This is a genomic window from Bacteroides sp. D1 (genome assembly GCF_000157095.2).
Taxonomy (GTDB): Bacteria; Bacteroidota; Bacteroidia; order Bacteroidales; family Bacteroidaceae; genus Bacteroides; species Bacteroides xylanisolvens.
In genome coordinates this window covers 925,237-951,280 of the sequence record NZ_JH114350.1, presented here as the reverse complement: position 1 = coordinate 951,280, position 26,044 = coordinate 925,237, and the positions used below count along the sequence as shown (strand labels likewise).

The window sequence follows — 26,044 nt, the reverse complement described above, 5'->3', positions numbered from 1 at the left end:
ATTATGGACAATAATAATAGCAATAATAACAATAGCAATAAACCTAACAATAAGGTTAATATGCCCAAGTTCAACCTGAACTGGATGTATATGATTATTGCCCTTATGCTTCTCGGCCTCTGGTGGGGCAGTGATTCAAAAGGAGCAGGAAGCAAAGCTGTAACTTACAGCGAGTTTCAGGACTATGTAAAAAAGGGTTATGTCAGCAAAGTATTGGGTTATGAAGACAAATCAATCGAAGCTTTCCTCAAACCGACTGCCGTAGGGGCTGTTTTTGGAGCCGACTCTACCAAGGTGGGACGCAACCCTGTCATTACAAGTAGAACCCCGTCTACCGATAAACTGGAAGAGTTTTTGCAGGCAGAAAAGGAAGCCGGTCATTTTGACGGTTCATCCGACTATCCGCCCAAATCGGATATTTTCCCCGCAATTCTGATTCAGGTACTCCCGCTTGTCTTGCTGGTTGCGTTATGGATATTCTTCATGCGCCGTATGAGCGGAGGCGGTAGTGGTGGCCCCGGCGGCGTATTTAATGTAGGAAAATCCAAAGCCCAGCTTTTTGAAAAAGGCGGAGCCATCAAGATTACATTTAAAGATGTAGCGGGACTGGCCGAAGCGAAACAAGAAGTGGAGGAAATCGTAGAGTTCTTAAAGGAACCGCAGAAATATACGGATTTGGGAGGTAAGATACCCAAGGGAGCATTGCTGGTAGGCCCTCCGGGAACCGGTAAAACATTGCTTGCCAAAGCTGTGGCCGGCGAAGCGAATGTGCCTTTCTTCTCATTGGCAGGTTCCGACTTCGTGGAAATGTTTGTGGGTGTAGGTGCATCCCGTGTTCGCGACTTATTTAAACAGGCTAAAGAAAAAGCTCCCTGTATCGTCTTTATTGATGAGATTGATGCCGTAGGACGTGCCCGTGGCAAGAACCCTGCAATGGGAGGAAATGACGAACGCGAAAACACATTGAACCAGTTGCTGACAGAAATGGACGGTTTCGGTTCCAATAGCGGTGTGATTATCCTTGCTGCTACCAACCGTGTAGACGTACTCGACAAGGCACTGCTCCGTGCAGGACGTTTTGACCGTCAGATACACGTGGATCTGCCCGACTTGAACGAACGTAAAGAAGTATTTGGCGTGCATTTGCGCCCGATTAAAATAGACGATAGTGTAGATGTGGACTTGCTGGCACGTCAGACACCGGGATTCTCGGGTGCGGATATTGCCAATGTATGCAATGAGGCTGCACTGATCGCTGCCCGCCACGGAAAGAAATTCGTAAGCAAACAGGACTTCCTGGATGCGGTAGACCGCATCATCGGTGGTCTGGAAAAGAAAACCAAGATTACAACGGAAGCAGAAAGACGTTCCATCGCTTTGCATGAAGCAGGACACGCCTCTATCTCCTGGTTGTTGGAATATGCCAACCCATTGATTAAAGTTACAATCGTTCCTCGCGGACGTGCATTAGGAGCTGCCTGGTATCTGCCGGAAGAACGTCAGATCACTACCAAGGAGCAGATGCTGGACGAAATGTGTGCTACTTTGGGAGGACGCGCCGCTGAAGATTTATTCCTCGGCCGCATCTCAACTGGTGCCATGAACGACCTGGAAAGGGTGACTAAGCAGGCATACGGCATGATTGCCTATTTAGGTATGAGCGACAAGCTGCCGAACTTATGTTATTACAACAACGATGAATATTCTTTCAACCGTCCATACAGCGAAAAGACAGCCGAATTGATTGACGAAGAAGTCAAGAGAATGGTGAACGAGCAGTATGACCGTGCCAAGAGAATTCTGTCAGAGAATAAAGAAGGACACAACGAACTGACGCAATTACTGATTGACAAAGAAGTAATCTTCGCGGAAGACGTTGAACGCATCTTTGGTAAACGCCCCTGGGCTTCCCGATCAGAAGAAATCATGGCTGCTAAAGAAAGCCAGGATGCCGCAAGAGCTGAAAGAGAACTTGCCCAAAAGCTGAAAGAAGAAGAAAAGGAAATCAAAGAAGAGGAAGCTGAAAATACCGCAAAGGAAGAACAAGCACCCATAGACACCAAAGTTGCCGCAGAAGGTAAAAAGGTTACTGTGGAGGGCAAAGTTACCGTAGAGGGTAAATCCAATGGGGAAGAACAAGCTAACGGGTCCAACTAATTAAAACGAATAGATTTTGATTAACAATTTCATAAAACGAGCTATTACGGGTGTACTCTTCGTTGCCATCTTGGTAGGGTGCATCCTTTATGATGCATTCAGCTTTGGTATTCTGTTCACCGCTATCAGCGCACTGACCATTTATGAGTTCGGACAGCTGGTAAATATGCGCGCAGAAGGAGTGAAGATAAACAAGACCATTAATATGCTCGGCGGGGCTTACCTATTCCTTGCAATCATGGGATTCTGCATTGATGCGGCCGATTCGAAGATATTCATCCCGTATGTGCTTTTATTGCTTTACATGATGATTAGCGAGTTGTATCTGAAAAAGGAAAACCCGGTACTTAACTGGGCTTATTTTATGCTTAGCCAACTTTATATCGGACTGCCTTTTGCTTTGCTGAATGTATTAGCATTCCATAACGATCCGGGATCAGAATACAGTAGCGTAAGTTACAATCCTATTCTACCGCTATCCATCTTTATTTTCCTCTGGCTGAATGACACGGGAGCCTATTGCATCGGTTCATTGATCGGCAAACACCGATTGTTTGAACGTATCTCTCCCAAGAAATCATGGGAAGGTTCTATCGGCGGCGGAGTGGTAGCAATCGGAGTATCTTTTATACTCGCTCACTACTTCCCATTTATGTCAATGATTGAATGGGCAGGACTGGCCTTGGTGGTTGTTATATTCGGCACATGGGGCGACCTGACGGAGTCGTTATTGAAACGCCAGTTGCACGTTAAGGATTCGGGAACCATTCTTCCGGGACACGGTGGGATGCTCGACCGCTTTGACAGTTCCCTGATGGCTATACCGGCAGCAGTCGTTTATCTATATGCATTAACATGGTTCTAACGGGGGATTCTTTCTCAATCGATTAGAACTGAAACAAAATACAAAAGGTCGGGAACTTCTACGGAAGTATCCCGACCTTTTTCACACACAGTAAATCATAGTTAGGTTATCGGATCGAAGAAGTGGAATGAACATCCTTTGCTGCTTCCGGTACACCGACCGGATGATCCAGATCAAGAACAATCACTCTTCCTTCTCCATGTTCTCTTGAGTTTATTGTCACCTTAAACCCTTTGGGTGCTACCCAGGAATCTTTCGGCGTAGGGAAGAACTTTTCCAGATTATAAGAAACTCGTCCCCATCCCCAATAGTCAGTCACATCCTCATACGTATTATAACGCAGTTCCAAATGTATGTAACCATCTTCATCCACATTCAATGTTCCCGGTTCTGACGGTTCGCCCGGCTCTCCCGGTTCCATCTTATTTTGCACAAGACTGATACGATGTTTCTCCGAACGAGGCAACTCCTGGCGGAAAATTACGTTCAGGAACTTTCCTCCCAACCACATATCACCCTGATAAATCAGAATAGGATCATTTCCGAATTCTTCCGCTTCTTCCTCTGTCGACATATCTTCCACTTCTTTTGTCAACAGTTCCTGTATGCCTTCCATCTTCACCTGAACTCCTTTTCCTCCTTCCATGTCATACAAAGGATTGAAAAAAGCCACGACACGTTCACCGTCCACCGGTTTAAACCAAGGAATAGAAGTAGCAACCGGATCAATCACCCCCCAATTATCACCTTCCAAATAATAACCTCCTCCACCGGTTGCACGAACAGTCGCCCAGTCCCAGCTGAAATCTCCAATAGAATAACCATCATCATCACATGATTGCAACATTGGCACTAATGCCAATAATAAGATTCCTAAAAGCCACTTAATTTTTTTCATATCTTTTTCCTTTCTTTATTTTAGTCTTCTGCTTTATAAATAAAAAAGCCGTGCATTTACTGCATCGGCTTTACGTTTATTCAGAAAAAGAAAGTTATTTTTTCAACAAACGCAGCATTTCACGAGCTGCATGACGAGGAGCACCGGCAGGCCCTAACCGTTCGGCTACATATTCATACCCCGAAAGCATCTCATTTCTATACGCTTCATTTTCAATGATATTTCTCAATTCGTTCTGCATATTCTTCACGGTCATCGTATCCGCCACCAGTTCCTTTACCACTTCACGGTCAGCAATCAAATTAACCAACGAAATAAATCTCACAGTTAAGATATGACGCCGCAAAAAAGAAACCACTTTCCCGATCGGAGTGTAATAACAAACCACTTGAGGAACACGAAACAATGCCGTCTCAAGCGTAGCTGTACCCGAAGTAACTAAAGCTACATCTGCATGCTGCAACAGGCTATAAGTCTGATCGAAAATGATTTTCACTTTCGCCTCTCCTACATATTGTTTATAATACTCGGGAGCAATGGCAGGTGCACCGGCCAAGACAAGCTGATAATCAGGAAAAGCGGAAGCAGCCTTCAACATATCCGGCAGATTATCTTTGATTTCCTGTTTCCGGCTACCGGCAAGAAGAGCGATAATCGGCTTATCCTCCAATTGGTTCTCTGCAATAAAGTGCTCCTTATTTTTCGGATGAGCTGCCTGATAGGCTGCCACCTCATCCACCGTAGGGTTTCCTACATAGTGAATGGGGTATTGATGCTTTCCTTCGAAGAATTCCACTTCAAAAGGAAGAATGGAGAAAAGCTCATCTACATCTCGTTTTATATTCTTGATACGGTATTCTTTCCACGCCCATATCTTCGGAGAAATATAATAGTAAACCGGTATCTGTGTCTTTGCATGGACAAACTTGGCAATATCAAGATTGAATCCCGGATAATCTACCAGAATAACAACGTCCGGTTCCCAGGAAACAATGTCTTCTTTGCAACGCTTCATATTTGCAAAGATAGTGCGCAGATGGAGTAATACAGGAATAAATCCCATGTATGCCAACTCCTTATAGTGCTTTACCATTGTTCCTCCGACAGCCGCCATCAAGTCACCTCCGAAAAAACGGAAATCAGCCTGCGGGTCTTCTGCCTTTAAGGCAGCCATCAGATGAGAGGCGTGCAAGTCGCCGGAAGCTTCACCGACAATCAGATAATACTTCATTGAGTTGAGAGTTGAGAGTTGAGAGTTGAGAGTTGGTAGGGATAGATGACTAACAGGGCGTCATGCTTTCTTTTTCAACTTTCAAATTTCAACTAATTAAACCATTTATTAAGTTCGTCCATAAAGTGATAAGCCGTCACGTCAACCGTAGTCGGGGTGATAGCAACATAGCCATTTGCCAAAGCCCAATGATCGTTCTTCTCGTTTTCAGGTTCATGATCGGTAAATTCACCGGTCAGCCAGAAATAGTTAGGATCATTCAGACGAGGGCAGGCAGCCCATTCATTCGTCCAACGTCCTTTCGCCTGTTCACAGATTTTCACTCCTTTTATATCGGCTGTATCGGGGAAGTTTACATTCAGACAAGTTAAAGGAGGAAGTCCTTTTTCCAAGATCATGGCAGCGATACTGCGGATATAAGGTCCGGCAGCTTCAAAATCAGCATCGGGGGCATGATTGCACAAGGAGAAGCCAATAGAAGGAATTCCATTCAAACAGCCCTCAAACACCACTCCCATCGTACCGGAATAATGCACGTTAGTGGCAGAGTTATCTCCATGATTGATACCGCCGACTATCAAATCCGGAGTCCGGTCGAGCACTGTGTTTCTTGCCAATTTGATGCAATCGGTCGGTGTTCCCGAACATTTATAAACAGTCAAGCCCACTTCCTTCTTTACTAACTGGTAATGAACCGGCTGCGTCACCGTCAGCGCACACCCACTACCGGAACGCGGAGCATCAGGTGCCATCACTATAATCTCACCCAAAGGGCGAAGAAACTTCACCAGTTCATTAATACCTTTAGCCATCACGCCATCGTCATTCGAAACAAGTATCAACGGCTTCTCTTTTTCCATATATTCAATCCTTTCCTTTTTTATATTCGCACAAAAGTAACAAAAAGAAGCCGTACCACCAAACACCTCCCCGCATCAGATCGAAAAGTCTCTTTCACCCCCACTCCTACCCGTTTACAAATCTTAATCTTCTGCAAGCGAGCAAAAAAAGAAATAAATATCCAATATAAATATGTATATTTGCAAGCTCATAAAGAGAAAGGTAGATGATGAACCTGTCGAAGTTTGGTAACCGTTTCGTCCGACAGTTATTAACAAAACAGGCGACTTATCAACAGAAATTGCAAAGTTTCTCTTTTTTCGTAGGCGCTCTAAGGATTTATCACTTATTTCGCTGCCAATAAATTTAGAGAATATGGGAAAAATTATTGCTTTGGCCAATCAAAAAGGCGGTGTAGGAAAGACAACGACTACGATTAATCTCGCAGCTTCACTTGCTACACTGGAAAAAAAGGTACTCGTAGTAGATGCCGACCCGCAAGCTAATGCCTCTTCCGGTCTGGGAGTAGACATCAAGCAGTCGGAATGCACTATCTATGAATGTATTATTGACAGAGCCAACGTACAGGACGCTATCTTTGATACGGAGATTGATTCTTTGAAAGTAATCTCTTCGCACATCAATCTCGTAGGAGCAGAGATTGAAATGCTGAACCTCCCAAACCGAGAAAAGATACTAAAAGAAGTACTCACACCTTTGAAGAAAGAATATGACTATATCCTGATAGACTGTTCACCTTCATTAGGACTGATTACGATCAATGCCCTGACGGCAGCCGACTCCGTGATTATCCCCGTTCAAGCTGAATATTTTGCTCTTGAAGGTATCAGCAAATTGTTGAATACCATCAAAATCATCAAGTCGAAACTGAATCCGGCTTTAGAAATCGAAGGTTTCTTACTGACAATGTATGACTCTCGTCTGCGTCAGGCTAATCAGATTTACGACGAAGTGAAACGTCATTTCCAGGAACTGGTGTTCAACACCGTTATTCAACGAAATGTAAAATTGAGCGAGGCTCCCAGCTACGGTGTCCCGACCATCCTTTACGATGCGGAATCTACCGGCGCCAAAAACCACCTGGCTCTTGCTAAAGAGATTATCAACCGAAATAAATAAAAGAAAGAAGAAGATATGGCAACACAAAAAAGAAATGCATTAGGACGTGGTCTCGACGCCTTGCTCTCAATGGATGATGTGAAAACCGAAGGGTCTTCTTCCATTAATGAAATAGAGCTGGCAAAGATTACTGTCAATCCCAACCAGCCCCGCCGTGAGTTTGACGAAACAGCATTGCAGGAACTGGCTGATTCCATTGCGGAAATCGGTATCATCCAACCTATTACCTTACGCAAACTCTCGGACGATGAGTATCAGATCATCGCGGGAGAACGTCGTTATCGTGCGTCACAAAGAGCAGGACTGAAAACGATCCCTGCTTATATACGCACTGCCGACGACGAAAACATGATGGAAATGGCGCTGATTGAAAATATCCAGCGTGAAGACCTGAATGCCGTAGAAATCGCACTTGCCTACCAGCATCTGCTCGATCAATACGAACTGACACAGGAACGTCTTAGCGAACGCATCGGAAAGAAACGAACGACGATCGCCAACTACCTGCGCTTACTGAAATTGCCGGCTCCGATACAGATGGCCCTGCAAAACAAGCAGTTGGACATGGGACATGCCCGTGCACTGATTTCATTAGGCGACCCTAAACTACAAGTTAAAATATTCGAAGAAATACAAGAACACGGATATTCAGTCCGCAAAGTAGAAGAAATTGTTAAATCATTAAGCGAAGGAGAAGCTGTGAAAAGCGGCACACGGAAAATAACACCCAAACGTGGCAAACTTCCTGAAGAATTCAACTTATTGAAGCAACAACTCTCCGGCTTTTTCAACACCAAGGTACAACTCACCTGCTCTGAAAAGGGAAAAGGCAAGATCAGTATTCCTTTCGGGAACGAGGAGGAACTGGAACGTATCATGGAAATCTTCGATACGCTAAAGAAGTAAATGACAAGAAAAAGTAAGAAATATCAGTTACTAGTCAGCGCCCTGCTTCTCTGTTTTTTACAGGTGGCAGGGATTGATGTGTATGCACAATCCACTGTTACTCCGGCACGGAAAGATACAACAATCATACAGCGCGAAGCGCCGAAAGCCCGTGCACGAAGGCATCGTGATCCGATTATACAGGACTCGGTGAAGAAGGATTCTATCCAAATCATACCATCCAAAGAACTTCCGGCCATCGACAGTTTGTCAGCTGCTAAAATACAGATAGCGGACAGCTTGGATGCAGCCAACAAGAAAGAGCTGAAAAAGATAGAGCAACCTGCCTCCATTGTTGTAAAGACCGACACTGTGCCGCCACCTGCTCAAGATATTAACAAGAAAATATTTATCCCGAATCCGACCAAAGCAACGTGGTTGGCAGTCGTATTCCCCGGTGGAGGACAGATTTACAACCGTAAATACTGGAAATTGCCTATTATATATGGAGGATTTGCTGGTTGTGCTTACGCCTTAAGTTGGAACGGTAAGATGTACAAAGACTATTCGCAAGCCTATCTGGACATTATGGACAGCAATCCGAATACGAAAAGTTACGAAGATTTGTTGCCCCCGAACTCCACTTATAATGAGGAGCAGCTAAAAAACACACTAAAACGAAGAAAAGATATGTTCCGTCGTTATCGGGACCTTAGTATATTTGCTTTTATCGGAGTTTACCTGATCTCTATCATCGACGCTTATGTAGATGCAGAGTTGTCCAACTTCGATATAACCCCCGACTTGAGTATGAAAGTAGAACCGGCTGTAATCGACAATAACAATCAGTTCCGCTCCAGCAGTTTAAAAAGCAAGTCGGTTGGTCTGCAATGCGTATTACGATTTTAAAAACACAATTTAGATTGATCTTATTATTGAAGCATGAAGAAATTAGTTAACTATTGTTCGATTATTTTTCTTTTACTGGTGGCAACGTCGCAGGTAAAAGCGCAAAGTGTAGATGTAGTGATTCGTGAAAATGGAACTGAACGCAAAGAAAGCATCGACCTGCCTAAAAGTATGACATATCCACTTGACAGTCTGTTGAACGACTGGAAAGCCAAAAATTATATTGACTTAGGCAAAGATTGCAGTACAGCTGAAATCAACCCTTTATTCAGCGACTCTGTCTATATCGACCGCTTGTCACGCATTCCGGCTATCATGGAAATGCCTTATAATGATATTATCCGCAAATTCATCGATATGTATGCAGGACGCTTGCGTAATCAGGTTTCTTTCATGTTGAGTGCCTGCAACTTCTATATGCCGATTTTTGAAGAAGCATTGGATGCATACGGACTTCCACTGGAACTTAGATATCTCCCGATTATCGAATCTGCACTGAACCCCTCTGCCGTGTCGCGCGCAGGCGCTTCCGGTCTGTGGCAATTTATGATCGGTACAGGTAAGATCTATGGCTTGGAATCAAACAGCCTGGTAGATGAACGACGCGACCCGATTAAAGCAACTTGGGCTGCCGCACGTTATCTCAAAGAAATGTACGATATCTATGGAGACTGGAATCTTGTGATTGCTGCTTATAACTGTGGTCCCGGTACTATCAACAAGGCAATCCGCCGTGCCAATGGCGAAACGGATTACTGGAAAATTTATAATTACCTGCCTAAAGAGACACGTGGTTACGTACCTGCCTTTATCGCCGCTAATTATGTGATGACTTACTATTGTGACCATAATATTTGTCCGATGGAAACAAATATCCCGGCAAGTACCGACACAGTACAAGTGAACAAGAACCTGCACTTCGAACAGATTGCAGATCTTTGCAATGTACCTTTGGATCAAATCAAGAGCTTGAATCCGCAATATAAGAAGCAAATGATTCCGGGTGACAGCAAGCCTTATACTTTAAGACTTCCTATCGATGCTATCAGTACCTTTATAGATAAGCAAGACACAATCTATGCACATCGCGCCGACGAATTGTTCCGCAACCGGAAAACCGTTGCTGTTAAGGAGATCACCCCCTCAACCCGCAAAACGACAACAGCCGTTGCCGGTAAAGGCAAACTGACCTACTACACAATAAAAAGTGGAGACACTTTGTCAACCATCGCCGGTAAGTATGGCGTCACGATTAAGGATATACAAAGGTGGAATGGAATGTCCAACACCAAAATTGCAGCAGGAAAACGATTGAAAATATACAAATAAACAGCTTCCTGCTTGCATCGTTCGGAAATTTGCTTATTTTTGCAGAACTAAGCAAGTGAAAGGATAACAATTATGGATAATCTGCCCCCCAAAGAAATAAGTGATGAAGAGATGATCAATCAGGCGTTCCACGAACTACTGAATGATTATCTCAACACTAAACATCGCAAAAAGGTTGAAATCATTACGAAGGCTTTCAACTTCGCCAATCAGGCGCATAAAGGTATCAAACGTCGTTCGGGCGAACCTTATATTATGCACCCGATTGCCGTTGCAAGTATTGTATGTAATGAGATCGGCCTGGGTTCAACTTCTATATGTGCGGCCTTGTTGCATGATGTAGTAGAAGACACTGATTACACAGTAGAAGACATTGAAAATATCTTTGGCCCGAAGATTGCCCAAATTGTGGACGGACTGACCAAGATATCCGGCGGAATTTTCGGTGACCGTGCTTCAGCACAAGCAGAGAACTTCAAGAAGTTACTGCTCACTATGTCGAACGATATCCGGGTAATTCTTATCAAGATAGCCGACCGTTTGCACAACATGCGTACCCTCGGTTCCATGTTGCCCAACAAGCAATATAAGATTGCAGGCGAAACGCTTTACATCTATGCGCCACTCGCCAACCGCCTGGGTCTCTATAAAATAAAAACAGAGCTTGAGAATCTAAGCTTCAAATATGAACATCCCGAAGAATATGCGGAAATAGAAGAGAAGTTGAATGCCACAGCTGCCGAACGCGACAAAGTTTTCAACGACTTCACTGCTCCCATCCGTACACAACTGGATAAGATGGGATTGAAATACCGGATACTTGCCCGCGTAAAATCAATCTATTCCATCTGGAACAAGATGCAGACCAAGCATGTTCCTTTCGAAGAAATATTTGACTTGCTGGCTGTTCGAATCATCTTCGAACCACGCAATGAGGAAGAAGAACTCAACGACTGTTTCGACATTTACGTTTCCATCTCCAAGATATACAAGCCTCATCCGGACCGTCTGCGCGACTGGGTGAGCCATCCTAAAGCAAATGGTTATCAGGCATTGCATGTCACCCTGATGGGTAATAACGGACAATGGATTGAAGTCCAGATTCGTAGTGAACGAATGAATGACGTTGCCGAACAAGGTTTCGCCGCTCACTGGAAATACAAAGAAGGAGGAGGCAGCGAAGATGAAGGAGAGTTGGAAAAATGGTTGAAAACCATTAAGGAGATATTGGATGATCCGCAACCGGATGCCATTGATTTTCTGGATACCATCAAACTTAATTTATTTGCTTCTGAAATATTCGTATTCACCCCCAAAGGTGAGCTGAAGACTATGCCGCAGAATTCTACGGCTCTCGACTTCGCGTTTTCCCTGCATACGGATATTGGCAGCCATTGTATTGGTGCCAAAGTCAACCACAAATTAGTTCCGTTAAGCCATAAATTGCAAAGTGGTGACCAAGTTGAGATCCTGACTTCAAAATCGCAACGTGTGCAACCGCAATGGGAAGTTTTTGCAACCACTGCCCGTGCCCGTGCCAAGATAGCAGCCATCCTCCGCAAAGAGCGTAAAGCAAACCAGAAGATAGGTGAAGAAATCCTTAACGAGTTTTTGAAAAAAGAGGAAATCCGCCCTGAAGAAACCGTTATTGAGAAGCTGCGCAAACTGCATAATGCCAAGAATGAAGAAGAACTGCTGGCCGCCATTGGCAGCAAAGCAATCGTCTTGGGAGAAGCGGATAAGAATGAACTGAAAGAAAAGCAAACCAGTAACTGGAAGAAATATCTGACTTTCTCTTTCGGCAACAATAAAGAGAAGCAGGAAGAAAAAGAGCCGCAAGAAAAAGAAAAGATCAATCCGAAGCAAGTGCTCAAGCTGACAGAAGAAAGTTTGCAGAAGAAATATATCATGGCCGAATGTTGCCATCCTATTCCCGGTGATGACGTATTGGGATATGTGGATGAAAACGACCGGATCATTATCCACAAACGCCAATGTCCTGTTGCCGCCAAACTGAAGAGCAGTTATGGCAACCGTATATTAGCAACAGAATGGGATACACACAAAGAACTATCTTTCCTGGTATATATATATATAAAAGGTATAGACAGCATGGGACTTTTGAATGAAGTCACCCAGGTTATCTCCAGACAGCTCAATGTAAATATCCGTAAGCTGACCATCGAAACCGAAGATGGTATCTTTGAAGGAAAAATTCAGTTATGGGTACATGACGTGGATGATGTGAAAACCATCTGTAACAATCTGAAGAAAATACAGAATATCAAACAGGTGAGCCGCGTAGAAGAATAACATTGATCGACACATTCGTTATCGATCAACGTTATTCTACTCCCGTCCATCCAATTCGCGTTTAATAGCCAAAAGCTCTTCTTTTATCGCTTTCAGCTTATTTACAATCTCATAATTACGAACCGTAGCTTCTTTATTATCCTTCAAACGTTGCCGGGCACCGGGAAGTGTCATGCCTTTTTCTTTTACCAAATGATAGATAAGACCGATCGTTTCTACGTCTTCTTTGCGGTACTGACGTATTCCTCTTCCTGCTGTCTTAGGAGAGATTTGCGGAAATTCCTTTTCCCAAAAACGGAGCAATGACGGATTGACTCCGAACATATCGGCAACCTCTCCTATTGAATAATATAGCTTCAATTCTTTATCTGTATTAAGCATAACACTCCTGTTTTAAGATTTTAATCGAATACTTTACCATGATTGGCTGCCAACTGAATCATCTTTTCATAATCTTCGGCACTCAAATCCATGAAATAATAATTGACCGGATTTACTACCTGCCCTTTCACGTACACTTCATAATGCAAATGCGGGCCGGTACTTTTTCCTGTACTACCCACTTTTCCGATAATCTCACCACGTACCACTTTCTTTCCGACTTTCGTATTAAATCCCTGCAAGTGAGCATACCGAGTGAGATACCCGAAACCATGATCTATCTCAATGGTATTACCGTATCCGGTTTCCCATCCCACTTTCACCACTGTTCCGTTTCCGGTAGCATAAACATCCGTTCCCGGATGAGCAGAGAAGTCCATGCCTGCATGGAACTTTGTCGTACCATAAATAGGGTCAATACGTGTACCATAACCGGATGCTGTCTGACGAAGATCTTTATTCGAAATAGGCTGTATGGCCGGAATACATTTCAGCATCTCATCATGGTTCTTACACATATCAATCACATCATCGAAAGATTTCGACTGAATATAAAGCCTTTTGGAAAGCACGTCCAACTTTTGAGTCGTATTCACCACCAGCTTGGCATTCGCCAAATCCATCAGTTCTTCGTAACGGTTCGTCCCGCCATAACCTGCCTGACGAATAGCCGGAGAAACAGGATCTGCCTGTAAAATCACCCGATACAGATTATCGTCACGTTGCTGAATATCCTGAAGCACCCCCATAGCGTCGTCCAAACGCCGGGAAAGCACATTGTACTGCGCCAAAAGACGGCTGTTTTCAATTCTTAATTCCTTCTCTGACGGAGAACCAAAAATCAAAAGCAATACAATAAAGCAACCTGCTCCCAACCCCATTCCATAGAAAAGCCGACGCAGGATACTAAGCGCACGCTGCCGTACGGTAGGGTAAATTCGATCATAAGTCTGGGTCTGTGGATTATAGATGTAGTATACTTTGCGCATCTTTTTGGAAATATTTCGCTTGTTAATACGGCAAAAGTAATAAAAACAAGCTATCTTTGCACAGTTTTTACGAATTTATGAGTTGTGATTTATGATTTATTGGGGATTCCTCCCCTCTCTCATATCCCACAGCCCATAATTCATAATTCATAAATCATAATTCTTCATTATATGTTGACTGCAAAAGAGATCAGAGATTCATTCAAGAATTTCTTTGAGTCGAAAGGACACCACATCGTTCCCTCGGCTCCGATGGTGATTAAAGATGACCCTACCCTGATGTTTACGAACGCGGGTATGAACCAGTTTAAAGATATTATTTTGGGTAACCATCCGGCGAAATACCAAAGAGTCGCGGACTCGCAAAAATGTTTGCGTGTAAGCGGAAAGCATAATGACCTGGAAGAAGTAGGACACGATACGTACCACCACACCATGTTTGAAATGCTTGGTAACTGGTCGTTCGGCGATTACTTCAAGAAAGAAGCGATCAGCTGGGCATGGGAATATCTGGTAGAAGTCTTGAAACTGAATCCGGAACATCTCTATGCAACCGTATTTGAAGGAAGTCCTGAAGAAGGATTGAGCCGTGACGACGAAGCTGCTTCCTATTGGGAACAGTTCTTGCCGAAAGATCACATCATCAACGGTAACAAACACGACAACTTCTGGGAAATGGGTGATACAGGACCTTGCGGACCTTGTTCCGAAATCCATATCGACCTCCGTCCTGCTGAAGAACGTGCCAAGATCTCCGGTCGCGACCTCGTGAACCACGATCACCCGCAGGTAATTGAAATCTGGAACCTCGTGTTCATGCAATACAACCGCAAAGCAGACGGCAGTCTTGAGCCGCTTCCTGCCAAGGTTATTGATACCGGTATGGGATTCGAACGTCTTTGTATGGCTCTGCAAGGCAAAACATCCAACTACGACACAGACGTATTCCAGCCAATGTTGAAAGCTATTGCAGCAATGTCGGGTACAGAATATGGAAAAGACAAGCAGCAAGATATTGCAATGCGTGTAATTGCCGACCATATCCGTACCATTGCATTCTCAATCACAGATGGTCAGTTGCCGTCTAATGCAAAGGCAGGTTACGTGATCCGCCGTATCCTTCGCCGTGCCGTTCGTTACGGATATACTTTCCTCGGACAGAAACAGGCATTTATGTATAAGTTGCTTCCTGTATTGATTGATAACATGGGAGAGGCTTATCCTGAACTAGTTGCACAAAAGACACTGATTGAAAAAGTAATCAAGGAAGAAGAAGAATCATTCCTCCGCACCTTGGAAACTGGTATCCGTCTATTGGACAAGACAATGGAAGATACCAAAGCCAATGGAAAAACTGAAATCAGCGGTAAAGATGCTTTTACTTTATATGATACATTCGGTTTCCCGCTCGACTTGACAGAGCTGATTCTCCGTGAAAACGGAATGACTGTCAACATTGAAGAGTTCAATGAAGAAATGCAGCAACAGAAACAGCGTGCACGTAATGCCGCCGCCATCGAAACTGGTGACTGGATTGTACTGAAAGAAGGGACAACTGAATTCGTTGGTTACGATTACACTGAATACGAGGCTTCTATCCTTCGTTACCGTCAGATCAAACAAAAGAACCAGACATTGTATCAGATTGTACTCGACTATACTCCGTTCTATGCAGAAAGTGGTGGTCAGGTAGGTGATACAGGTGTATTGGTGAGCGAGTTCGAGACGATTGAAGTGGTCGATACAAAGAAAGAGAATAATCTTCCGATACATATTACCAAAAAGCTACCCGAACATCCGGAAGCTCCGATGATGGCTTGTGTAGATACCGACAAACGTGCAGCCTGCGCAGCTAATCACTCGGCGACCCACTTGCTGGATGCTGCTTTGCGTGAAGTGTTGGGTGAACATATCGAACAGAAAGGTTCATTGGTTACACCGGATTCATTGCGCTTCGACTTCTCTCACTTCCAGAAAGTGACCGATGAAGAAATCCGTAAAGTTGAACATATCGTCAATGCAAGAATCCGCGCTAATATCCCATTGAAAGAATATCGCAATATTCCTATCGAGGAAGCTAAGGAGTTGGGAGCTATCGCTCTCTTTGGTGAAAAGTATGGCGACAGAGTTCGTGTAATCCAGTTCGGTACTTCTATCGAGTTCTGCGGTGGTACACACGTAGCTGCAACCGGAAATATCGGTATGGTGAAAATCATCTCCGAAAGTTCTGTTGCTGCCGGCGTTCGCCGTATTGAAGCTTATACCGGAGCACGCGTGGAAGAAATGCTGGATACGATACAAGATACACTTAGTGACTTGAAGGCTCTCTTTAACAATGCTCCTGACTTGAGAATTGCAATCCGTAAATATCTGGATGAAAATGCAGGATTGAAAAAGCAGGTAGAAGACTTCATGAAAGAGAAAGAAGCAGCTTTGAAGGAAAGACTACTGAAAAATGTACAAGAGATCCACGGTATCAAAGTAATCAAGTTCTGTGCTCCGCTACCGGCAGAAGTAGTGAAGAATATCGCTTTCCAACTTCGGGGTGAAATCACAGAAAACTTGTTCTTCGTAGCCGGAAGTACAGACAATGGCAAACCGATGCTGACAGTAATGCTTAGCGATAATTTGGTTGCTGGTGGTCTGAAAGCTGGTAATCTGGTAAAAGAGGCTGCCAAACTGATTCAAGGTGGCGGCGGTGGCCAACCTCACTTCGCTACCGCAGGAGGTAAAAATGCTGATGGACTACCGGCAGCAGTTGAAAAAGTACTGGAGCTGGCAGGAATCTAAGAATAAATAAAAGAGGCTGTCTAACAAGCCACAAAAAGAAATCACCCCTATCAGAGTTTGTTCTGATAGGGGTGAAATCGTTAAAAAGAGACTTATAGACAACCTCTTTTACGTAAAGACTTAAAATTAGACGCGTCTGAATAAATACATAAGAAACTCCCTATTAATGTAGAAAAAAAACAGTGACGGTATATGCACAGGATAGTGACGGTATCGCTAGCATATAGCGTCACTATTTGCATCGGATAGCGTCACTATTTTACAGAAGTGAATTCACCAACAACAATTTCGGCTTGAATCCCCTTTTGAATCCCCTATAAAAGCATCGGGAAAGGATACTTCCGACCCTCCCCCAAAAACCAAACAAACCCGGTAAGAAATAGAAGTCTATTTGTCTCTTTCTAAAAATATTAGCTTATAATTTAGGCTTGTCACAGTTTTTTTCTACCTTTGTGACCAGATTAATTATTTTTCTTATTCTTCAAATAAATAAAATAAGTAATCACTAATACCTAAAGAATGATGAGAACACCTGCTTATCTATGCCTGCTGTTAACCTGCATGCTCATTTCTTGTACCCCTACGCAAGAAAAACACGAAATAGATTACACATCTTATGTAAATCCATTTATCGGAACAGACTTCACTGGAAACACTTATCCTGGTGCCCAAGCTCCTTTCGGCATGGTGCAACTTAGCCCGGACAACGGACTCCCCGGATGGGACCGTATCTCCGGTTATTTCTATCCGGACAGTACAATTGCCGGTTTCAGCCACACACATCTTTCCGGCACTGGAGCGGGAGATTTGTATGACATCTCTTTCATGCCTGTCACTCTTCCCTACAAAGAAGCGGAAGCACCGCTTGGCATCCACTCTAAATTCTCCCACAAGGATGAAAGTGCTCATGCCGGTTATTATCAAGTACGCCTGACTGATTATAACATCAACGTCGAACTGACTGCCACCGAGCGTTGTGGTATCCAACGTTATACGTTTCCGGAAGCCCAATCTGCTATCTTCTTAAATCTGAAGAAAGCCATGAACTGGGATTTTACCAACGATTCTCATATCGAAGTCGTAGACTCCGTCACCATTCAAGGTTACCGTTTCTCCGACGGCTGGGCACGCGATCAACACATCTATTTCCGCACCCGATTCTCCAAGCCTTTTGAGAAAATGGAACTGGACACAACTGCCATCATCAAAGACAATAAACGTATCGGCACAGCTGTTATCGCCCGCTTCGATTTCAACACCCAAAAGGATGAACAGATATTGGTAAACACTGCCATTTCCGGTGTCAGCATGGAAGGAGCAGCCAAAAACCTGCAAGCTGAAGTCCCCGAAAATGACTTCGACAAATACTTGGCGGAAACAAAAGCCAACTGGAACCGCCAGCTCGGAAAGATTGAAATAAAAGGTGATAATGAGAACGATAAAGTGAACTTCTACACCGCTCTCTATCACTCAATGATTGCCCCAACTATTTACAGTGATGTAGACGGAACTTACTACGGCCCCGATAAGAAAGTACACCAAGCCAACGGCTGGGTTAATTATAGCACTTTCTCCCTATGGGATACATACCGTGCCGCCCACCCGCTCTTTACTTATACCGAACCCGAGCGTGTAAACGACATGGTGAAATCCTTCATCGCCTTCTACGAACAGAATGGCCGTCTGCCAGTGTGGAACTTCTACGGAAGTGAAACAGACATGATGATCGGTTATCATGCTGTTCCTGTTATTGTAGACGCCTATCTGAAAGGAATCGGCGACTTCGACGCAAAGAAAGCCTTGGATGCTTGCATAGCAACGGCTAATCTGGATAATTACCGCGGCATCGGACTCTACAAAGAATTAGGATACATACCTTACAACGTAACAGACCACTACAACGCAGAAAACTGGTCGTTATCCAAAACACTGGAATACGCTTTCGATGACTATTGCATTGCCGAAATGGCGAAGAAGATGGGCAAACAAGACATTGCGGACGAATTTTATAAACGTTCTCAAAACTACAAGAATGTATATAACCCCGCTACTTCTTTCATGCAGCCACGTGACGACAAAGGCACCTTTATCAAGGACTTCAAAGCCGATGACTATACGCCACACATCTGCGAAAGCAACGGATGGCAATACTTTTGGTCTGTACAGCATGACATTAACGGACTGATCGACCTTGGAGGAGGTAAAAACCGATTTGCCGAAAAACTGGACAGTATGTTCACCTATCATCCGGCAGCAGATGACGAACTACCTATCTTCAGCACGGGCATGATAGGACAATATGCGCATGGCAATGAACCGAGCCATCACGTTATTTATCTGTTCAATGCTATAGGACACGAAAATCGCACACAAGAATATGTAGCCAAAGTGATGAACGAGCTCTACAAGAACGAACCTGCCGGTCTTTGTGGCAACGAAGATTGCGGACAGATGTCAGCATGGTATGTATTCAGTGCGATGGGATTCTACCCCGTCAATCCCGTCAGTGGAAAATACGAGATAGGTACTCCCCTATTCCCGGAAATGCAATTACATCTGGCGAATGGAAAAACTTTCACCGTACTGGCCCCCAAAGTGAACAAAGAAAATATCTATATCCAATCCATCAAAATAGATGGAAAAACGTATGACAAAACATATCTTACTCACGAGCAAATCATGAGTGGAGCGACTGTCGAATTCGAAATGAGTAACACCCCTAAAGCAATTGGAGTCATATTCGAAGAAAATAACCCATAAGCCAAACCTGAACAACCAATTGAGAGAATGAACGAAAACTTCGATATAACCTATAAAGCACTATTTCGCCGGTACTATCCCAGCCTGATTTTCTATGCTACCCGTCTGGTGGGAGAAGAAGAAGCAGAGGATGTAGTGCAGGACGTATTTGTAGAATTATGGAAGCGAAAAGACCACATAGAGATAGGCGACCAAATCCAGGCCTTTCTCTATCGTGCCGTTTACACCCGTGCCCTTAACGTCTTGAAACACCGCAGTGTGGAAGAAGGTTATTGTGTTGCCATGGAAGAAATCAACCAAAGACGCGCAGAATTCTATCAACCGGACAACAACGAAGTAATTCGGAGGATCGAAGATAAGGAACTCCGCAAAGAAATTCATGATGCAATTAATGAACTCCCTGACAAATGCAAAGAGGTTTTCAAACTTAGCTATCTACATGATATGAAAAACAAGGAAATAGCCGATATTCTCGGAGTTTCACTCCGCACGGTGGAAGCCCATATGTATAAGGCTTTAAAATACTTGCGTGGCCGACTTGATCCTCTTTGGACGATTCTTTTCTTATTTTTATGGCGATTATAATAAGTGTTTTTGCGTTTTGAATTGTATTACTAATATGAAGGAAAAGAAAATGAGTAATCTGAGTGAAGAAATAATAAACAGATATCTGACAGGACAGTGTTCTGAAGAAGAGCTTATCGAGGTCAATGCCTGGATGAAGGAATCGGAAGAAAATGCCCGCCAGCTCTTTCGTATGGAAGAAATTTATCATTTGGGTAAATTCGACCAGTACACTGATGAACAACGGATACTTCGTGCGGAAAAACAACTCTATAAAAAGCTGGACGAAGAGAAAGGTAAACAGAGCAAAATACTAAGCATGCATCGCTGGATGAAATATGCCGCAGTGATTGCTGTGATGTTGGTCATGGGTGGTGGAGTCGGATATTGGTTCTATCAAAACGGAAACAATCAACAAATGATGGTTGCAGTAGCCAGCGAAGGCATTGTTAAGGAGGTAGTCTTACCGGATGGTAGCAAGGTTTGGCTGAACAATGCAGCAACCTTGAAATATCCACGTGAGTTCTCCGAAAAGGAACGCAATGTCTACCTGGAAGGAGAAGCTTATTTTGAGGTCACCAAAAACCGCCATAAGCCATTCACCGTTCAAAGTGATGCAATACGCGTACGCGTATTGGGAACTACGTTCAATTTAAAATCCGATAAACGTTGCCGAATAGCAGAGGCGACACTTATTGAAGGTGAGATTGAAGTAAAAGGCAATAAGGAAGAGGGGCAGATTATCCTCACTCCGGGACAACGTGCGGAACTGAACAAAAATAATGGACGATTGACCGTGAAACAAGTGGATGCCAAGTTGGATGCTGTTTGGCACGATAATCTGATTCCATTCCAAAAAGCAGATATCTTCACCATCACCAAAGCGCTGGAGCGTTTCTATGATGTGAAAATCATTCTGTCTCCTGACATTCAGACGGGTAAAACTTACTCCGGTGTACTGAAAAGGAAATCGAATATCGAGTCAGTGTTGAAATCATTGCAAAACTCTATACCTATTGATTATAAAATTGTCGGAAACAATATCTTCATTTCTCCCAAATAAGAAGTAAAAGATGAACCGGCTAAAACTTAAAAGCTATTAATACCATGAAATTAAAAACATTCCTAATAGTAGGATGTTTAGGAGGTTTATTCACACTTAGCTCCTGTACAGCCCCCACTAATGTAAAAGACTATAGTGCTTACGTCAACCCTTTCATCGGTACCGGTGGACATGGTCATACCTTCCCCGGAGCGGTAGTTCCCCACGGGATGATTCAGCCCAGTCCGGACACCCGGATCGATGGTTGGGATGCTTGTTCCGGTTATTATTATGCCGACTCTACCATCAATGGCTTCTCACACACCCACGTCAGCGGTACAGGTTGTTGCGACTATGGAGATGTCTTGCTCATGCCAACTGTGGGTAAACAACAATATCGTACAACCGATCCCCAAAGCCAACGCCTAGCATACGCTTCCTCTTTCTCACATAAGAATGAAATCGCAGAACCAGGATATTATTCTGTCTTTCTTGATACTTACCAGGTGAAAGCTGAAATTTCATCCACCAAACGAGGAGCAATCCATCGCTATACTTTTCCCGAAAACGCCGAATCCGGATTTATCATCGACCTGGATTACAGCCTGCAACGACAGACTAACTCCGAGATGGAAATAGAAGTAATAAGCGATACGGAAATCTGTGGACACAAGAAAACAACTTATTGGGCTTTCGACCAATATATCAACTTCTACGCTAAATTTTCCAAGCCATTCTCTTATACGCTCGTTACGGATTCTATCACCATGGACAATGGCAAACGGCTTCCTGTCTGCAAAGCATTATTGCATTTCAACACCAGTAAAGACGAGCAGGTTCTTGTTAAAGTAGGTGTGTCCGCTGTCGATATTGCCGGTGCACGGAAGAACGTTGAATCAGAAATTCCCGGATGGGATTTCGAGAAAGTACGTAAAGACGCACGTACGGCATGGAATGAATATCTTTCCAAAATTGATATTACAACTTCCGATAAAGAAGATAAAGCCATCTTCTACACGGCCCTCTATCATACGGGAATCAGTCCAAATCTGTTCACTGATGCAGACGGACGTTATTTAGGAATGGATCTTGAAGTGCATCAAGGAGACACCCTTAATCCGATATACACTGTATTTTCTTTATGGGATACTTTCCGTGCGCTACATCCGCTAATGACTATCATTGATCCTGATCTGAATAATCACTTTATCAATTCGTTAATTAAGAAGCATCAGGAAGGTGGGATATACCCCATGTGGGACTTGGCTTCCAATTACACCGGCACTATGATTGGTTATCATGCTGTTCCGGTCATCGTGGATGCCTACATGAAAGGGTATCGCAATTTTGATGCCAAAGAGGCTTATAAAGCCTGCCTGCGTGCCGCCGAATATGACACTACCGGCATCAAATGTCCGGATTTGGTATTGCCTCATCTCATGCCTAAAGCAAAATATTATAAGAATGCCATCGGATATATCCCTTGTGACCGCGAAAACGAATCAGTGGCCAAAGCTCTGGAATATGCGTATGATGACTGGTGTATCTCTATCTTTGCAGAAGCAATGAGTGATTTTGAATCCAAAGCAAAGTATGAACGCTTTGCCAAGGCGTACGAATTTTATTTCGACAAATCAATCCGCTTCATGCGTGGACTGGACTCAAAAGGTGAATGGCGTACTCCATTCAATCCGCGTGCATCTACTCACCGCAGCGATGATTATTGTGAAGGAACAGCTTGGCAATGGACTTGGTTTGTGCCGCATGATGTAGAAGGATTAGTCAATCTGATGGGTGGAGAAGATGCTTTTGTCCAGAAACTCGATTCCTTATTCTCGGCCGATTCATCACTTGAAGGTGAGACAACCTCATCAGATATCAGCGGACTTATCGGGCAATATGCACATGGAAACGAACCAAGTCACCATGTGATCCATCTATATAACTACGTTAACCATCCTTGGAGAACTCAAGAGTTGGTGGATAGCGTTTACCGAAGTCAGTATACCAACAGTATAGACGGTCTTTCGGGTAATGAGGACTGCGGTCAGATGTCTGCCTGGTATATACTCAACTCTATGGGATTCTATCAGGTATGTCCCGGCAAGCCGGTATATTCCATCGGACGTCCTGCCTTCGACAAAGCAGTTATCAATCTGCCTGAAGGAAAGACTTTCAGTATTGTAGTAAAGAATAATGGGAAAAAGAATAAATACATTGAAAGTGTATTGCTGAACGGTAAAGCTCTAAACATTCCATTCTTTAACCATCAGGATATTGCGAATGGAGGAACGATGGAAATCAAGATGACCGATCATCCTACGAAATGGGGAGTCCTCTCTCCAGCTCTCTCCTCCAAAGAAGAGGAATGAGTTGGTACTAGCTGTTCAAATTGAATAAAAAAAACAAAACCTTGAAAAATAAATTGGCTCAATCGATTTCTGATTCGATTGAGCCATAAATAATAAATAAGACCATGAAAAAGTATCTCCTATTAGTATGCGCATTAAGTTGTATCGTCTTTGCAAAAGCCAAAGGCTGGACGCAGTATGTCAATCCGCTTATGGGTTCTCAATCTAGTTTCGAGTTATCAACAGGTAATACTTATCCGGCCATTGCCCGTCCGTGGGGGATGAATTTCTGGACTCCACAAACAGGAAAGATGGGAGACGGATGGCAATACACTTATACGGCTAATAAGATTCGTGGATTTAAACAAACACATCAACCCAGTCCGTGGATTAATGATTACGGACAATTCTCTATTATGCCTGTAGTAGGCAAACCGGAATTCAATGAAGAGAAGCGTGCCAGTTGGTTTGCCCACAAAGGAGAAACTGCCACTCCTTATTATTATAAAGTATATCTTGCAGAGCATGATGTAGTGACAGAAATGGCTCCAACCGAGCGTGCAGTTCTTTTCCGTTTCACTTTTCCGGAAAACGATCATTCGTATGTTGTAGTGGACGCCTTTGATAAGGGATCGTATATTAAGGTTATTCCGGAAGAAAACAAGATTATCGGTTACACGACTCGCAACAGCGGTGGAGTTCCCGAAAACTTTAAAAATTACTTTATTATTGAATTCGACAAGCCTTTCACATATAAAGCTACGGTAGTCAATGGCAATCTGCAGGAAAATGTTACCGAACAGACAACAGATCATGCCGAAGCCATTATTGGTTTCCAAACACATAAGGGCGAACAAGTACATGCAAGAATTGCTTCTTCTTTCATCAGTTTTGAACAGGCAGCTTTGAATATGAAAGAGTTGGGCAAAGATAATATCGAACAGCTAGCCCAAAAAGGAAAAGAAGCGTGGAACCAAGTATTAGGCAAAATAGAAGTAGAAGGAGGCAATCTCGACCAATATCGCACATTCTATTCTTGTTTATATCGTTCATTGCTCTTCCCACGCAAATTCTACGAACTGGATGCTGCCGGACAACCTGTTCATTACAGTCCTTATAATGGGCAAGTATTACCGGGGTATATGTATACCGACACAGGCTTTTGGGATACTTTCCGTTGCCTATTCCCGTTATTGAACCTAATGTACCCGTCAGTCAACAAGGAAATGCAGGAAGGTCTGATCAATACATATAAAGAGAGCGGTTTCTTCCCGGAATGGGCAAGTCCGGGGCACAGAGGCTGTATGGTTGGTAACAACTCTGCTTCTGTCTTAGTGGATGCTTACATGAAAGGAGTGAAAGTGGACGATATAAAAACATTGTATGAAGGGCTGATTCACGGAACGGAGAATGTACATCCACAAGTATCATCAACAGGACGTTTGGGATACGAATATTACAATAAACTGGGTTACGTACCATACGATGTAAAAATCAATGAGAACGCCGCACGCACGTTGGAATATGCATACAATGACTGGTGTATCTACCAACTGGCAAAAGAACTTAAACGTCCGAAAAAAGAGATTAATCTTTTCGCAAAACGTGCCATGAACTACAAGAATCTTTTCGATAAAGAATCTAAGTTAATGCGTGGACGCAACGAAGATGGTACATTCCAATCTCCTTTCTCTCCGCTGAAATGGGGAGACGCCTTTACGGAAGGAAATAGCTGGCACTATACTTGGTCTGTATTCCACGATCTTCAAGGATTGATTGACTTGATGGGCGGAAAAGAGATGTTTATCACCATGATGGATTCTGTTTTTGCCGTACCTCCTATTTTTGATGATAGCTACTACGGCCAAGTGATTCATGAAATCCGTGAAATGACTGTGATGAATATGGGTAACTATGCACATGGCAATCAACCGATTCAGCACATGATTTATTTATATGACTATGCAGGACAACCTTGGAAAGCCCAATACTGGCTGCGCCAGGTTATGGACAGAATGTACACTCCAGGCCCGGACGGTTATTGCGGCGATGAAGACAACGGGCAGACTTCCGCCTGGTATGTATTTTCGGCACTGGGATTCTACCCTGTTTGTCCGGGAACGGACGAGTATATCATAGGTGCCCCGTTATTCAAGAAAGCTACGCTCCACTTCGAGAATGGAAACAGTTTAGTGATTGATGCTCCGAACAACAGCAAAAAGAATTTCTATGTCAACTCGCTGAATGTTAATGGTACTGATTATACCAAGAATTATCTCCGTCACGAAGACTTATTCAAAGGTGGCACTATCAAAGTGGATATGGGTAACCAACCGAATAAGAACAGAGGAACGAAAGAAGAGGATATGCCTTATTCTTTCTCTAAAGAGCAATAATCCTTTCTCTATAAAATTGTCGCCATCCCGGTTTCAGCCTTCAGTTTCTTTCTGAAAGTAGCTAATTATCGGGATTCTGGCTGAAAGCGATAGCCTGAAAGCAAAGAAGTCTACTTTCAGGCTATTGTTTTTGATTACTTTTCACTACTTTTTGAGATAAAGTATCATAAATGCCACTATAAGACCATTACTATTCATCGATTT

At 43.5% G+C, this 26,044-nt stretch carries 18 protein-coding genes; 13 read left to right on the top strand and 5 right to left on the bottom strand.

Annotated features, from left to right (window positions below; translation table 11 throughout):
* Nucleotides 1-3 precede the first annotated feature (3 nt).
* Both ftsH and BSAG_RS01270 read left to right on the top strand, forming a co-directional pair.
* Nucleotides 4-2,157, top strand: a complete 2,154-nt coding sequence (gene ftsH / locus BSAG_RS01265) for an ATP-dependent zinc metalloprotease FtsH (protein WP_008642079.1) — start codon at nt 4-6, stop codon at nt 2,155-2,157.
* A 16-nt stretch (nt 2,158-2,173) separates the two neighbouring features.
* Nucleotides 2,174-3,022, top strand: coding sequence for a phosphatidate cytidylyltransferase (locus BSAG_RS01270; protein ID WP_004315146.1), 849 nt, complete (start codon nt 2,174-2,176; stop codon nt 3,020-3,022).
* 106 nt (nt 3,023-3,128) lie between these two features.
* On the opposite strand, the gene BSAG_RS01275 is transcribed toward BSAG_RS01270, so the two are convergent.
* The 3 genes from BSAG_RS01275 to surE form a co-directional block, all read right to left on the bottom strand.
* Nucleotides 3,129-3,920: a NigD-like protein gene (locus tag BSAG_RS01275; protein ID WP_004315145.1), complete on the bottom strand. Its 792-nt coding sequence runs from the start codon at nt 3,918-3,920 to the stop codon at nt 3,129-3,131.
* 94 nt (nt 3,921-4,014) lie between these two features.
* A complete protein-coding gene (lpxB, locus tag BSAG_RS01280) occupies nt 4,015-5,151 on the bottom strand; it encodes a lipid-A-disaccharide synthase (RefSeq protein ID WP_004315144.1) in 1,137 nt (378 codons plus the stop codon).
* 92 nt (nt 5,152-5,243) lie between these two features.
* Complete coding sequence (gene surE / locus BSAG_RS01285) at nt 5,244-6,011, bottom strand: 5'/3'-nucleotidase SurE (RefSeq protein ID WP_008020629.1); 768 nt, start codon at nt 6,009-6,011, stop codon at nt 5,244-5,246.
* Nucleotides 6,012-6,366: 355 nt separating this feature from the next.
* Here surE and BSAG_RS0223570 point away from each other — a divergent pair, with 355 nt between their 5' ends.
* The 5 genes from BSAG_RS0223570 to BSAG_RS01305 all read left to right on the top strand — a co-directional run bounded on the left by BSAG_RS0223570 (nt 6,367) and on the right by BSAG_RS01305 (nt 12,567).
* Complete coding sequence (locus tag BSAG_RS0223570) at nt 6,367-7,131, top strand: ParA family protein (RefSeq protein WP_004315142.1); 765 nt, start codon at nt 6,367-6,369, stop codon at nt 7,129-7,131.
* 15 nt (nt 7,132-7,146) lie between these two features.
* Nucleotides 7,147-8,037: a ParB/RepB/Spo0J family partition protein gene (locus BSAG_RS01290; protein ID WP_004301392.1), complete on the top strand. Its 891-nt coding sequence runs from the start codon at nt 7,147-7,149 to the stop codon at nt 8,035-8,037.
* Nucleotides 8,038-8,925, top strand: coding sequence for a DUF5683 domain-containing protein (locus BSAG_RS01295; RefSeq protein ID WP_004315141.1), 888 nt, complete (start codon nt 8,038-8,040; stop codon nt 8,923-8,925). It abuts the gene before it with no gap.
* A 33-nt stretch (nt 8,926-8,958) separates the two neighbouring features.
* Nucleotides 8,959-10,254, top strand: a complete 1,296-nt coding sequence (locus BSAG_RS01300; protein WP_004315140.1) for a lytic transglycosylase domain-containing protein — start codon at nt 8,959-8,961, stop codon at nt 10,252-10,254.
* Nucleotides 10,255-10,326: 72 nt separating this feature from the next.
* Nucleotides 10,327-12,567: a RelA/SpoT family protein gene (locus BSAG_RS01305; RefSeq protein WP_008015714.1), complete on the top strand. Its 2,241-nt coding sequence runs from the start codon at nt 10,327-10,329 to the stop codon at nt 12,565-12,567.
* A gap of 36 nt (nt 12,568-12,603) precedes the next feature.
* Here the strand turns inward: BSAG_RS01305 and BSAG_RS01310 are convergent, their stop codons facing one another.
* Both BSAG_RS01310 and BSAG_RS01315 read right to left on the bottom strand, forming a co-directional pair.
* Nucleotides 12,604-12,948 (bottom strand): MerR family transcriptional regulator, encoded by a 345-nt coding sequence (locus tag BSAG_RS01310; protein ID WP_004301384.1) that lies wholly within the window; start codon nt 12,946-12,948, stop codon nt 12,604-12,606.
* Nucleotides 12,949-12,968: 20 nt separating this feature from the next.
* The gene (locus BSAG_RS01315; protein WP_004315137.1) at nt 12,969-13,937 is read right to left on the bottom strand and encodes a M23 family metallopeptidase; all 969 of its coding nucleotides are present in this window, start codon (nt 13,935-13,937) and stop codon (nt 12,969-12,971) included.
* Between the two features lie 171 nt (nt 13,938-14,108).
* Here BSAG_RS01315 and alaS point away from each other — a divergent pair, with 171 nt between their 5' ends.
* From alaS to BSAG_RS01345, 6 genes are all read left to right on the top strand, one after another.
* Nucleotides 14,109-16,727, top strand: coding sequence for an alanine--tRNA ligase (gene alaS, locus BSAG_RS01320; RefSeq protein ID WP_004315136.1), 2,619 nt, complete (start codon nt 14,109-14,111; stop codon nt 16,725-16,727).
* Between the two features lie 522 nt (nt 16,728-17,249).
* The gene (locus BSAG_RS01325) at nt 17,250-19,487 is read left to right on the top strand and encodes a GH92 family glycosyl hydrolase (protein WP_008015710.1); all 2,238 of its coding nucleotides are present in this window, start codon (nt 17,250-17,252) and stop codon (nt 19,485-19,487) included.
* A gap of 27 nt (nt 19,488-19,514) precedes the next feature.
* Complete coding sequence (locus BSAG_RS01330; RefSeq protein ID WP_004310994.1) at nt 19,515-20,072, top strand: RNA polymerase sigma-70 factor; 558 nt, start codon at nt 19,515-19,517, stop codon at nt 20,070-20,072.
* 34 nt (nt 20,073-20,106) lie between these two features.
* Nucleotides 20,107-21,114: a FecR family protein gene (locus tag BSAG_RS01335; RefSeq protein WP_004301377.1), complete on the top strand. Its 1,008-nt coding sequence runs from the start codon at nt 20,107-20,109 to the stop codon at nt 21,112-21,114.
* A gap of 44 nt (nt 21,115-21,158) precedes the next feature.
* Complete coding sequence (locus BSAG_RS01340) at nt 21,159-23,465, top strand: GH92 family glycosyl hydrolase (RefSeq protein WP_004315134.1); 2,307 nt, start codon at nt 21,159-21,161, stop codon at nt 23,463-23,465.
* Nucleotides 23,466-23,569: 104 nt separating this feature from the next.
* Nucleotides 23,570-25,840, top strand: coding sequence for a GH92 family glycosyl hydrolase (locus tag BSAG_RS01345; RefSeq protein WP_004315133.1), 2,271 nt, complete (start codon nt 23,570-23,572; stop codon nt 25,838-25,840).
* The last annotated feature ends 204 nt before the right edge of the window (nt 25,841-26,044 follow it).